The 11683-nt window shown below is 64.0% G+C and carries 11 protein-coding genes and 1 pseudogene; 4 read left to right on the forward strand and 8 right to left on the reverse strand.

Annotated features, from left to right (window positions below):
* Positions 1–12: 12 nt before the first annotated feature.
* The 7 genes and pseudogenes from AC5Y2L_RS23090 to AC5Y2L_RS23120 all read right to left on the reverse strand — a co-directional run bounded on the left by AC5Y2L_RS23090 (position 13) and on the right by AC5Y2L_RS23120 (position 5962).
* A complete protein-coding gene (locus tag AC5Y2L_RS23090) occupies positions 13–357 on the reverse strand; it encodes a type II toxin-antitoxin system PemK/MazF family toxin (RefSeq protein WP_499931403.1) in 345 nt (114 codons plus the stop codon).
* Positions 344–574, reverse strand: a complete 231-nt coding sequence (locus AC5Y2L_RS23095; protein ID WP_499931405.1) for a ribbon-helix-helix domain-containing protein — start codon at positions 572–574, stop codon at positions 344–346. The genes AC5Y2L_RS23090 and AC5Y2L_RS23095 overlap by 14 nt, the downstream gene beginning before the upstream one ends.
* Before the next feature lie 47 nt (positions 575–621).
* Positions 622–1218, reverse strand: coding sequence for a DedA family protein (locus tag AC5Y2L_RS23100; RefSeq protein ID WP_499931408.1), 597 nt, complete (start codon positions 1216–1218; stop codon positions 622–624).
* Between the two features lie 37 nt (positions 1219–1255).
* Positions 1256–2485 carry a TerC family protein gene (locus AC5Y2L_RS23105; protein WP_499931410.1) on the reverse strand — a complete coding sequence of 410 codons (1230 nt, stop codon included), beginning with the start codon at positions 2483–2485 and terminating at the stop codon, positions 1256–1258.
* 98 nt (positions 2486–2583) lie between these two features.
* Positions 2584–2969, reverse strand: a pseudogene (locus tag AC5Y2L_RS23110) (DUF1801 domain-containing protein).
* Between the two features lie 63 nt (positions 2970–3032).
* A complete protein-coding gene (locus tag AC5Y2L_RS23115) occupies positions 3033–4706 on the reverse strand; it encodes a tetratricopeptide repeat protein (RefSeq protein WP_499931413.1) in 1674 nt (557 codons plus the stop codon).
* Positions 4707–4732: 26 nt separating this feature from the next.
* Positions 4733–5962, reverse strand: coding sequence for an acyl-CoA dehydrogenase family protein (locus AC5Y2L_RS23120; RefSeq protein ID WP_499931415.1), 1230 nt, complete (start codon positions 5960–5962; stop codon positions 4733–4735).
* Positions 5963–6123: 161 nt separating this feature from the next.
* Between AC5Y2L_RS23120 and AC5Y2L_RS23125 the strand changes: the two genes are divergently transcribed.
* The 4 genes from AC5Y2L_RS23125 (at position 6124) to AC5Y2L_RS23140 (ending at position 10936) form a co-directional block, all read left to right on the forward strand.
* Positions 6124–7218 (forward strand): NAD-dependent epimerase/dehydratase family protein, encoded by a 1095-nt coding sequence (locus AC5Y2L_RS23125; protein ID WP_499931417.1) that lies wholly within the window; start codon positions 6124–6126, stop codon positions 7216–7218.
* A gap of 129 nt (positions 7219–7347) precedes the next feature.
* The gene (locus AC5Y2L_RS23130) at positions 7348–8793 is read left to right on the forward strand and encodes an NAD(P)-binding protein (protein ID WP_499931419.1); all 1446 of its coding nucleotides are present in this window, start codon (positions 7348–7350) and stop codon (positions 8791–8793) included.
* 2 nt (positions 8794–8795) lie between these two features.
* Positions 8796–9530 (forward strand): acyl-[acyl-carrier-protein] thioesterase, encoded by a 735-nt coding sequence (locus AC5Y2L_RS23135; protein ID WP_499932334.1) that lies wholly within the window; start codon positions 8796–8798, stop codon positions 9528–9530.
* 95 nt (positions 9531–9625) lie between these two features.
* Positions 9626–10936 (forward strand): acyltransferase family protein, encoded by a 1311-nt coding sequence (locus tag AC5Y2L_RS23140; protein ID WP_499931421.1) that lies wholly within the window; start codon positions 9626–9628, stop codon positions 10934–10936.
* Between the two features lie 64 nt (positions 10937–11000).
* Here AC5Y2L_RS23140 and AC5Y2L_RS23145 read toward each other — a convergent pair whose 3' ends face one another.
* Positions 11001–11660 (reverse strand): TetR/AcrR family transcriptional regulator, encoded by a 660-nt coding sequence (locus AC5Y2L_RS23145; RefSeq protein ID WP_499932336.1) that lies wholly within the window; start codon positions 11658–11660, stop codon positions 11001–11003.
* Between the last annotated feature and the right edge of the window lie 23 nt (positions 11661–11683).

Here is an 11683-nt window from a genome sequence, read left to right on the forward strand (position 1 = left end):
GAGTGCTGAACGCTAAAGGCCCAGATGGAGTCGCAATGAATCGTCAAGCTCGGCCAGTTCCCTGCTTGAAATCCGGCCTATGCGATGCAATAGTCGTTGCGTCGCAACCGATCTGACCTGCTCAGCCTGCGCCTTCGAAGCGACTCGCAGTCCAGTCGCGCTGGACAGCAAAACCTGAAACGGATACACCTTGGCGGTGCTGCGTGTCACCGGTACCACCGTGACCATTCCATGACGCAGACGCGCCGCCGTAGCGTTCGCCCTGTCGTTGCTGACGATGATCGCAGGACGTTGTTTATTTGCCTCATGGCCGCGGACGGGGTCCAGGTCGACTTGCCAGATTTCACCGCGCAACATCGCCGATGCCGTCCCCTACGGCGCCTTCCCACGCATCGGCATCCTCTGCGGTGGCCCACTGCGCCCAAGCATCGGCATAGTCGTCTTCGAGAGTTGGATAACGCAGCATCCGCACCGCGTGCTGCATGCCTGCCGAGCGGGACGGCAGCCCCGTTCTTTCGACGTACGCGTCCAAGATGGCTACGTCATCATCGGACAGACTGATGCTAAGCTTCATACCCGAATGCTACTTGAGTAGTACTCCAGTAGCAAAGCACCCGTTTTCTATCGCCGAGCAGTTTGCCGCAGAATCCAGCGGGACAGCTCAATGACCCCTGCCAGAGTCAGTGCGACGGCAAAGGACGTCGCGAACGCGGCGACAGCGTTGTGGGCGAACGCTTGGCCGCCGACAATGCCGATCATCGTGTTGACAGTTGCCCACACGACGGCGCCGATCGCGTCGAACGCCAGAAACTGGCGATAGGGAAAGTCCAGTACCCCGCACGCAACCGTCATCGCTGTGCGACCGCCTGGAACGAACCGCGCCGCGATCACCAGGGAGCCCCCGTGGCGGTCCAATTCCCGATGCGCCCATTCCAGCCGCCGTTCGCCCTTCTCGCCGCGAGTGATCCAGCGGCGAGCCCAGCCCTCGGCAGACCGGCCAATCCAGTAAGCGAGGTTGTCCCCGACGAACGCACCCACCGCCCCCATCGCAATCACCCAGCCGAGCACCATCGCGCCGTTTGCCGCGAGGATTCCTCCCGTGATGAGGGCGGTCTCGCCGGGCAGCACGGGAAGAATGGCATCGAACGTACAGAAGCCGAGAAGCAGCGGATACGCCCACCACGAGTGACCGAACGCGTTCAGCAACCAGTCGAACACCCGATGCTCCGAGCCGCGCCGCAAGAAATATTCGTGTTCAGGCGGTCAGCCCCCTTCGGATGAAGGGTTTGGCCTGACCACGGTCGACGGCTTCATCGTGTTTGGCGGCGGCACGGTCGAGCAGCGTCATCAGGGCAGGCTCGTCACGGACCATCTGACGATACTTCGGGCCTAGCGCAAGTATTTGATCCCGCTCGTTGAGCAGCAGCCCGAAGATGCGTTCGCGTTCCGCCGCATCGTGGGTGTATTCCGAGTCGAGGTAGGCCGTGGCGTGCCGTCGAGCGTTGGCAATCGCCGTCCGAGCCTTGCCCTTGCGGCTGAGCAACGACGCGGCCACCGTGATTGCGAGCACGGCGACGATCACCAGCAGCGACAGGCTGGTGCTGATCTCGGCAACGTCAATCGGTTTGCCGCTGTTGACAAATGGGACGTTGTTCTTGTGCAGCGCATGGAGGAACAGCTTCACTCCGATGAAACCGAGGATCGCCGCCAACCCATAGGAGAGGTAGATGAGCCGGTCCAGCAGGCCGTCGAGGAGAAAGTAAAGCTGCCTCAGGCCCAACAGCGAGAACGCGGTCGCGGTGAAGACGATGTAAACCTCTTCGGTGAGGCCGAAAATCGCCGGGACCGAGTCGAGCGCGAACAGGATGTCAGTGCCGCCGATAGCGACCATCACCAACAACATTGGCGTCATCGCCCGTCTGCCATCGATCGTGGTGAACAACTTGTCGCCGTCGTAGTGCTCGGTGGCGGGAATGACCTTCTTCGCTATGCGGATGACGAAGTTGTCGGCTCGCTCGGCATCCTCGCTGTCCCACGTCTTGAGCATGTGTCCGCCGGTGAACAACAGGATCAAACCGAAGAAATAGAAGACCCAGGCGAACGTGTTTATCAACGCGGCGCCGAGAAAGATGAAACCGGTGCGGGCGACGAGGGCGAAGACGATGCCGAACAGCAGTACCTTTTGCTGATCCTCGCGAGGGACCCGAAAGCTTGCCATCACCACCAAAAAGACAAATAGATTGTCGACGGACAGAGCTTTTTCGGTGAGGTAGCCGGCAAAGTATTGCGAGCCGGCGTCGTACCCGCTGCGCAAAAACAAGCCGGCGCCGAACATCATGGCGACGCCGACGTAGGCGCTCGACCAGACTGCGGCCTCCTTAAGCGTCGGGACGTGCGCCTTGCGGACGTGAAACACGAAGTCAAAGGCCAAAAGTCCGGCAATACCTAAAATTGTCACGCCCCATACCCAAGCTGGGACATCCATGTGCTTCCCCGCCTAATCCTTTTCGTCCTGGCGCATCGGCCGACTTGCCTGGCTAGCCTTGCCAGCCACGATGCCATACATACCGTCGGCGACGTTGGTCAGCACTCGGCAGCGACGACCCTGTTAGGTCTCACGATTTTGGGGGTGTTCAGCGCCACTGCGGCGCGGATGAGTTGCGTCAACGCCTTTTCATTGATTTGGTCGCCCTCGTGAAAATCAATGGCGCGCCTGGTGTTGCCGCCGAGGCTGGCATTGAAGAGACCTGCAGGATCCGCCAACGAGGCGCCCTTCGCGAAGGTGACTTTCACGACCTTCTGGTATGTCTCACCGGTGCAGATCATCCCGTCGTGATACCACACCGGAACTCCTCGGCACCTCCACGCCTCCACCACATCGGGTCAGCCTGTTTGATCAGTTTCCTGATACGAGAGAGCATTTCACCGCGCCAGTCGCCCAACGCCTTGATCCGGGCGTCTGCCCGCAAGGCGCCGGTGGTAAATCAGATGCGCAGCCTGCGAGCGGTGTCACGTCGAAGCCACTGACCATGTCATTCCTCGCAGCATCGCATGGCCTCGAGCCGGCACGCGCACGACGCACGAATAGGCACGTCGGCGCGTGCGGCGGCGAGTCTGAGCTCTTCACCGACGACGGCGGCTTCGTCGGTACGGCCCAGCCGCTGCAAGCATTCGTGGTACCCGTGCAGGCTCCACACGTTCCCGGGGTGCTGACACGGCCTGGGCAATACCGGGTCCAAACCCAGGTCGGCCGCATACACGGCAGCCGCCTCCTCGACGTGGCCCTGCTCGAGCAGCAATGCGCCATACGCGTGTCGGGTGGGCTGCATCCAGCCCCACGGCTCGTCGTAGGGCAGCGCGTCGTCGAGGTCGACCGCGCGCCTCAAATGTTCGAACGCCTCGTCGAAATGCCGTTCACGGTAGGCAATCTCACCGTCCAACATGGCGGCGGCCACGGCCAGGATGTCTCGGCTGGTGTTGTTGAACAGGTATCGGGTGTTCGGAATCCGGTCGTATGCCTGGATGAACGCCGCGCGCTCGGCGTGCGCGCGCGCCTGTTGACCGGTGGCCGCCAGCGCGATCCCGCGGCCGTAGTGCATCGTTGCTGCGGTGGTGCAATACAGGTCAGGATCCTCCGGCAATGGCTGCGCGATCAGCTCCTCCCAGCGCCCGAATCGCACCAGCACATGGGTCCGCAGCGGTACGAACGCCTCAAGCCAATCGGCCATCGGCGGCGACGCGATCGACAGCAGCTCGGGTGTCAGCTGGCCGGCAAGCTCATCAGCGGCCTGCAACGCGATTCGCGAATTTCCTTGGAACATCGCAGAATACACCACGAAATGCAGATCGTGCGCGCGGTACAGGGAGTAGAAGTTCAACGGGCCCTCGCGGCTGACAAAGCGCCGATCTGCCTGCACTGCAGCAAGATTCGCCTCCACCGACCGGTGGTAGTCGCCGCACAGGACGTCGATATGGCTCGGCATGTGCTCTAGATGCCCGGCGTCGGGAACCAGGCCGCGCAACAAGTCTGCGGCCGGTTTCGCGATCTCGGGGGTCGACGACATCTCCATGGTGTGCAAATACAAGTGCAAGATCCCCGGGTGTTCACGACCCTCGGCCCGTTGCAGCGCATCCTCAAGGATCTGCTTGGCCTCGATCACCCGTGAGCCGGCCGCAGGTTCACCGGTGCTGGTGTCCCACAAGGCCCAAGCGGTCAGATTGACCAGCGCGTCGGCGGCCAGCGCCTGGACGTCAATGTCCTGCGGATAGGTCGCGGCAAGCGCCGTCATCGCGTCGGCGTAGGCCCCAAGACCTGCCTGCAGGGCGTGCGTGTCGTTCGGGTCATCGGTGGGAAAGCGGGCATCAAGCGCGGTTATCAGACCTTGTTCGACGGGACTGGCCCGGCCTTGCGCGGCGAGACGCAGTTCTCTGCGTGCGCGAGCCAGTGACGAGCTCAGGTCAATCGGGTCGAACGCCTCCCACGCCTTGTTGTAGTTGGGGCCTACCGAATAGGCGATTCCCCAGTGCGCAATGGCCAGATCCTGGTCGAGTTCCAAAGCCCGCTCGAAACAGCGGACCGCCTCTTCGTGGTTGAACGCGTAGGCCCACACCATCGCGCGGTCGAACCAGATTTGCGCTTGCACCGAAGAGGTGTCGACCGGCCGGCGGTATGAACCGAGGTCGAAGTACTGCTCGTCGGCAGTCATGGCTGCACACTACTCAGGACGCAGTCTCAACCGAGCCTGTTTCGCCGCACCTGGTTGAACGGCACACCCCGGTCTGCGGCGTACTCGCGCGGAAGGCTCAACACTCGCTCAGCGATCACGTTGCGTGCCATCTCGGTGGTACCGCCGCCGATGCTGGCGATCTGGCGTCCCAGAAAGCGAGTGCCGACATCGAGCAGCCCGGACTCGTCCTCGACAACTGCCGACGCACCCGCAACCTGTAGCGCCGCATCGGTTTCGACGTCGTGGACCGCAGCCATAGACAACCGGATCACTGAACCCGCGGCGGGTGGCAGTGCCCCATTCGCCACGGCGTGGAAAACATGCTCGCTGAGCTGCCCGTGGACCGCCCGGTGCACCAGGGCCCGACCGACCAGCTCTTGGGCGCATGCACTGGCGCCTTGCTTCGCACTCTGGGCCACCGACATCAGGTCGATCGAAACATCTTGCGCCTCAGCAATTCCGGGCCCACTGGTGTACTCCGAGCCATCACCCATGGTGCGGCGCTCGTGGTATAGCTGCCGCGACGCGACCGCCCAGCCATTGCCCGGTTCGCCGACCACCGCGTCGTCGCCAACGTCGACGTCGTCGAAGAACTCTTCGCAGAACTCGGTCGAGCCGTTGACTTGCCGGATGCGGTTGATCGTTATTCCGGGATGCCGAAGCGGCACAAGGAACATCGTCAGCCCGTCGTGTTTGGGGACGGCCCAGTCAGTGCGGGCCAGGCACAGACCGTAGTCGGCGGCGAAGGCCCAGGTGGTCCAGGTCTTGGCGCCGTTGATGACCCAGCGCCCGCCTCGGCGGTCGGCGCGGGTGATGACACCGGCAAGGTCTGAGCCCCCGCTGGGTTCCGACAACAGCTGTACCAGCACTTCGTCGCCGCGCAGCGCGGCCCTGATGTGGCTGCGCTTCTGCTGTTCGCTGCCCATGTCGAGGATCGTTGCGCAGCAGATGGCGAACGACGGGACGTTGAGAATCAGCGGTGTCTCGTAGCCCAGCGACTCGGCGTCGAACGCTTTCTTGTACTCGTAACCCAGCCCAAGACCGCCGTATTCGCGGGGAAAGCAGATCCCGGCGAATCCGCCGTCCCACAAGATTTTCTGCAGCTCCCTGGCTCGCGCCCAGGTGTCGTCGCCGTCCCGCGCGCGAATCGCAGGGTTGTCGGGATCCAGCCGCGGTAGGTTTGCCGCCAACCAGGACCGCGCCCGGCTCCGGAATTCCCCGACGGACTCAACCACCGCGTCGTCGCATTCCCGTGGACGTCATCGCCGTGGCCTCCCTCATACGTTGCTGGGCGATCGCCCAGCAATGGTCTGAAACTGTACCCGATCGTGCTGTCAGGGCGCGCATGGATGGTTTACAGTTTTTGCGTGAAATGTCACGCCGCTGCGGTGGCCTCATGACTGCTAGCACCGTCCTGGTCACCGGGGCGTTCGGACAGATCGGCAGGCGCTGCACCGAGATATTGCTCGACAGAGGGCATACCGTCGTCGCCACGGACCTCCGCACCGATGGCACCGCCGCGGTCGAGAAGAAGCTGGCCCTCGGGGCCCCACCCGGGCGGCTGATTCCGGCTTACATCGACCTGCGGGACCGGCGAGCAGTGCGCGAGCTGATTTTGATCCATCAGCCCGCAGCCATCGTCCATCTGGCCGCCATCGTCTCTCCGCCGTCATACCGCAATCCCGGACTGGCCCGCAGCGTCAACGTAGGTGGTACCGAGAACCTGCTGGCAGCCGCCGCGGCGCTGCGTGATGCGCCGCTATTCCTCATGGCATCCAGTGCCGCGGTGTACGGGTCGCGCAATCCCTACCGCTATCCCGAGCGGATCACCCCCGATACTCCCGTGAACCCCATCGATCAATATGGCGAGGACAAAGTGTTGGCGGAGGCCGCCGTCCGCGGCGGCGGCCTGCCGTACGCGCTGCTCCGACTGGGCGGGGTGATGTCGCCCGACGCCCACTTCGACGGTGACTATCTGCTGCTGGTCCGCGCGACGCCCGGCGATAACCGCCTGCACATGGTGGATTCCCGCGACGCCGCGCTGGCATTTGCCAATGCCGTCGACCGTGCCGCCAGCGTCGCGGGCAAGGTGCTGCTCATCGGCGGCAACGAGTCGTACGTGAAGGTGTACCGCGACATCGAGGACGACATCATGGCCGCCGTCGGCGTGGGCCGCCTCGGCCCGTCGGCCAGCCTTCCCGGCGACCCGACGGACGATGGCGGCTGGACTTTCACCGGCTGGTTCGACACCACCGAGTCGCAGGCACTGCTTGACTTCCAACAGCACGACTGGGATCAGTCGGTGTCCTGGTTGGCCGAATCGCAAGGCCGCGTGCGTTTGGTGTTGCGCATACTCGGGCCGGTCTTGCGCCCCACGATCCGTACGGCCCTGAGAATGCAGCGCTACGCCGAGCGACGCGGTCCCTATGCCGACCCCTGGGCGCTGATCGCGAAGAAATATGGGACGGCGGCGCTGGCCGGTTCGGACTGAGGCGCGCCGCGCCGCGTAAACCCTGTGTACAAATCAGCGGCGGACGAAACCACCTATTCGTGATCTGCCGTGGCCACGGGCTACCCTGTGACCTTTATCCGCAGATGCGGCCGCGCGAAGGGGGTGCCGATGACGGTGTCGGCGAAAAGCATCGAGGCCGACTACCTGGTGATCGGTGCCGGAGCCATGGGTATGGCGTTCACCGACACCCTGGTCACCGAGTCCGAGGCGCGGGTGGTCATTGTCGACCGTGCCCACCAGCCGGGCGGACACTGGAACGCCGCCTATCCGTTCGTGCGGTTGCACCAACCGTCGGCTTACTACGGCGTCAACTCAAGGGCGTTGGGCGACAACAGGATTGACGCCGTTGGCTGGAACAAGGGATTGGGCGAACTCGCGCCTGTTGGCGAGATATGCGCCTACTTCGATGCGGTCATGCAACAGCAATTTCTTCCCACCGGCCGGGTCGAATACTTCCCGATGAGCGAGTACCTGGGCGACGGGCGGCTCCGGACGATGGCTGGGGCCGAATACGTCGTCACAGTCAACCAGCGAACCGTCGACGCCACCTACTTGCAGGCGATCGTCCCGTCGATGCGGCCCGCGCCGTATTCGGTCGCACCCGGCATCGACTGCATCCCCCCGAGCGAGCTGCCGAAATACGCTCCCCGCGACCGGTACGTGATCGTCGGTGCGGGCAAAACCGGCATGGACATCTGCCTGTGGCTACTGCGCAACGGCGTCAACCCGGACAAGCTGACCTGGATCATGCCCCGCGACTCCTGGATGATGGACCGAGCAACGCTGCAGCCCGGGCCGACGTTCATCAAGCAGTTCCGGGACAGCTACGGCGCGACCCTCGACGCAATCGCGGCAGCGACCTCGACCGATGACTTGTTCGATCGACTGGAAAGCGCCGGCACGTTGCTGCGGCTCGATCCCGCGATACGGCCCACCATGTATCGGTGTGCGATCGTGTCGCAGCTGGAGTTCGAACAATTACGCCGCATCAAAGACATCGTCAGGATGGGCCACGTCCACAGCATCGAGCCCACAGCCATCGTCCTGGATGATGGCTCCGTCACGTCGTCACCGTCGGCCCTGTACATCGACTGCACAGCCGACGGAGCGCCGCAGCGTCCGGCCCGGCCGGTTTTCGACGGCGACCGCCTGACCCTGCAGGCGGTACGTGGATGCCAGCAGGTGTTCAGCGCCGCATTCATCGCACACGTCGAGTTGGCCTACAGCAGCGATGAGCTGAAAAACGAACTGTGCGCGCCGATTCCGCATCCGGACCGCGACCTGGACTGGATGCGACTGACGCACTCCGATCTGCGCAACCAGCGTCGCTGGCTGGACGATGATGAGCTGATCGATTGGCTCAGCACCGCACGGCTGAACCTGCTCGCCGAACTGCTTCCACCGCTGTCGGACAAGCCGCGGGTCCGCGCGCGGGTGGTGTCGATGTTTCAGGCGAAGCTCGACGCCGCCGCGGAGCAATTGGAGAAGCTGCTCAGCGAGCACAATCTGGAAATCGCAGACGAGGAGGGGGCGTGTCCGAACGCCGCGAGGTAGACATGCCCCTTGTCGACCTACCCGACTCGGGGTACGTCTATGAAACCGGATGGCGGCTGGCGACAACGGATATCGACGAACACAAGCGATTGCGCCTCGACGGCGTGGCGCGCTACATCCAAGAGGTCGGTGCCGAACATCTCGCCGATGCCAAACTGGCCGACGTCCATCCCCATTGGATCGTCCTGCGCACGGTGATCGACGTCCTACAACCGATCGAGATTCCCAGCGACATCACCTTCCGCCGTTGGTGCGCAGCGCTTTCCACGCGCTGGTGCAACATGCGGGTTCAGCTGCAGGGTTCCGACGGCGGCCTCATAGAGACCGAGGGTTTCTGGATCTGCATGAACAAGGACACCCTCACCCCCTCGCGCCTATCCGACGAATGCGTCGCACGTTTCGGCAGTACCACCGACAACCATCGGCTCAGGTGGCGCGCGTGGCTCACCGAGCCGGTCGATGGCGCAGTAACGCCGTTTCCGCTGCGCCGCACCGACATTGATCATTTCGAACACGTCAACAACACCATTTACTGGCATGGTGTGCACGAGATCCTCGGTCAGGTACCCGAACTGGAGAGCGCACCGTATCGCGCCGTGCTCGAATACCGCAGTCCGATCAAGTACGGCGAGCGGGTGACCATCCATTCGCAGCGGCACCACGACACCGTCCGCATGCAGTTCACCGTCGGCGACGAGGTGCGCGCCGCAGCGCTGGTGCGCAAGATTCAGGGATAGGCGTCTTTGGGCACGACGCTGCTTTGCGTCTGCCCGGGGGACGCCCAGACGCGTACCGTGGCGCTCGTGCACCGCGTTGACGTCCCGAGAATCTGATGGATCGGGTAGACACTGCTCGGCCGGTCCGCAACCTGGCTGTCGACTATTACCGCGTATCAGGCGTGGTCCTGATCGTGCTGGGGCACTGGCTGGCCGGCTCGGTCACGTATCAGGAGGGACGATTCGGGCGGCAGAACCCCCTGGTGGACCAGCCGTGGACGCAATGGCTTACGTGGCCCTTCCAGGCGGTCCCGGTGTTTTTCTTGGTTGCCGGTTACGCCGGCGCGGTGTCGTGGACGCATCGCAGCGGCGAGGACATGACGCGCCCGGTCTGGCTTCGGCATCGGCTGGCCCGGGTCCTGGGGCCGACCACGGTGTACGTCGCGGTGGTGTCGCTGATCGCGGAAGCGGCCGACATGCTCGGCGTGGCCGGTTCCACGCTGGCGTATGCCGGATGGGCCGTCGCGATGCACCTATGGTTCCTTGCGGTCTATCTGATTGTGGTGTCGCTGACACCGATTGCTGTTGCAGCGCATCGTCGTTGGGGATTGCTGCTGCCGGCGGTGCCGGCGCTGGGAGTCGCGGCGGTCGATGCCGCCTCGGTCGGCGCCCACGTACCGTACCTCGGCTGGCTGAACTACCTGCTGTGCTGGGGGGCGCTCTACCAGCTCGGAATCGCTTGGCACGAAGGATCTTTGGCGGGCCGTAGAGCGGTGTTGCTCGCTGTCGGGTCGGCGATCGCTTTGGCGCTGCTCATCGGGCTGGGCCCGTTCCCGGTCAGCATGATCGGCGTTCCCGGTCAACCCGTGCAAAACACCGAGCCGCCCTCGGTGGCAATGCTGGCGTTCGCGGGCGCACAAGCTGGAATAGCGATAAGCTGTGCGCCGGCGATCAGCCGCGTGCTTCGTCCCGCTCCTGTGCGACGGGTACTTTCGGTTGCCAACAACAACATCATGGCGCTGTATCTGTGGCACATGATTCCCGTTGTCATTGTTGCGGTTGTCGGCTACCCGACCGGACTGTTGCCGCAGCCGGTCGAGGGTACCGCGCAGTGGTGGCTGGCGCGGCTGGAATGGGTGACGATTCTCAGTTTCGTGACGGCGGTCGAACTGGTGCTGTTGTGGTGGGCGCGGCGCATTTTCGCGGCTCCCCTGCCGATGCTGGGTACCCCGATCAGCGAGCGCTGGCTCGAACCGATCACCCTGGCCGGTGCCGCGGCCGCAGCGTATGGTCTGGCCTTCTTCGCCGCCAAGGGTTTTGCACCCGATGGCCACTTGTCGCGGGTGACGGCGCTGATCTTTGCCGTCGGTGTGGTGCTGGCGGCGTTTCGCCCGAAGGTGGCGGCGTCTTCAGCGGGTCGGCATTGATGCGTCGGCTCGGAATTGTTTGTGAATCCTGGGCTTTGGCTGTGCAGGGCTTGCCTGCGGCTATTCAAGCGGCAGAATCGGGCTGACCCCAGGCGCCAAGTTCGGGCAGTGGCCGTTGGCAGACCGCATGCGCCTCGTCGGCGCTGAGCCCAAACAAGCGCAATACGTTTTCGGTCATCGCGTCAGCAGCCGATGCGCTATCACGATCCGGCTCTGCCCGCAGCAGGACACCGAGCCCTAACAACGCCCCACCGGCGGTGGCCAGCGCCAGGTCCGGGTCAGCGACCTGGAATCGCCCGGCGGCAGCGGCGGCCTTGATGTCCCGTAACGCCCGGGGCGCCAGGCCTCGGTCGGACGAAAGCATCGCCGCTGCATTGGCCAACAGGATGTCGCTCTCCCGCGGGCGCTCACGCAAAAGCCGGCCCGTCAACCGAAAACTGGCGGCAAACGTTTCCGCCGGGTCTTCGATCGCGGCGGTCAGCGCGTCGAGCAGCGCACCGTGGGTGTCCAAGACGTCTTCCACCGCCGCCTCGAACAACTGCTCCTTGCTGTCGAAGTGGTTGTAGAAGGAGCCCATTCCGACATCGGCGGCCTGGGTGATCTCCAGGACCGGGACATTTGTCTTGCCTTCGGCGATCAGCCGCTGGGCCGCCCTGATCAGCGCCGACCTGGTGCGCTGTTTTCGGCGCTGTAGGCGGTTGGGGCGCTGCGACCCCTCCGGAATACCGCTCAATCGTGGCCTCCCTC

The organism is Mycobacterium sp. NGS66, from assembly GCF_059812225.1.

Bases quoted from the DNA above. Each gene is read 5' to 3' on its own strand.
- AC5Y2L_RS23090 (WP_499931403.1), bottom strand. From the start codon at position 357: ATGTTGCGCGGTGAAATCTGGCAAGTCGACCTGGACCCCGTCCGCGGC.
- AC5Y2L_RS23095 (WP_499931405.1), bottom strand. From the start codon at position 574: ATGAAGCTTAGCATCAGTCTGTCCGATGATGACGTAGCCATCTTGGAC.
- AC5Y2L_RS23105 (WP_499931410.1), bottom strand. From the start codon at position 2,485: ATGGATGTCCCAGCTTGGGTATGGGGCGTGACAATTTTAGGTATTGCC.
- AC5Y2L_RS23115 (WP_499931413.1), bottom strand. From the start codon at position 4,706: ATGACTGCCGACGAGCAGTACTTCGACCTCGGTTCATACCGCCGGCCG.
- AC5Y2L_RS23125 (WP_499931417.1), top strand. From the start codon at position 6,124: ATGACTGCTAGCACCGTCCTGGTCACCGGGGCGTTCGGACAGATCGGC.
- AC5Y2L_RS23130 (WP_499931419.1), top strand. From the start codon at position 7,348: ATGACGGTGTCGGCGAAAAGCATCGAGGCCGACTACCTGGTGATCGGT.
- AC5Y2L_RS23135 (WP_499932334.1), top strand. From the start codon at position 8,796: ATGCCCCTTGTCGACCTACCCGACTCGGGGTACGTCTATGAAACCGGA.
- AC5Y2L_RS23140 (WP_499931421.1), top strand. From the start codon at position 9,626: ATGGATCGGGTAGACACTGCTCGGCCGGTCCGCAACCTGGCTGTCGAC.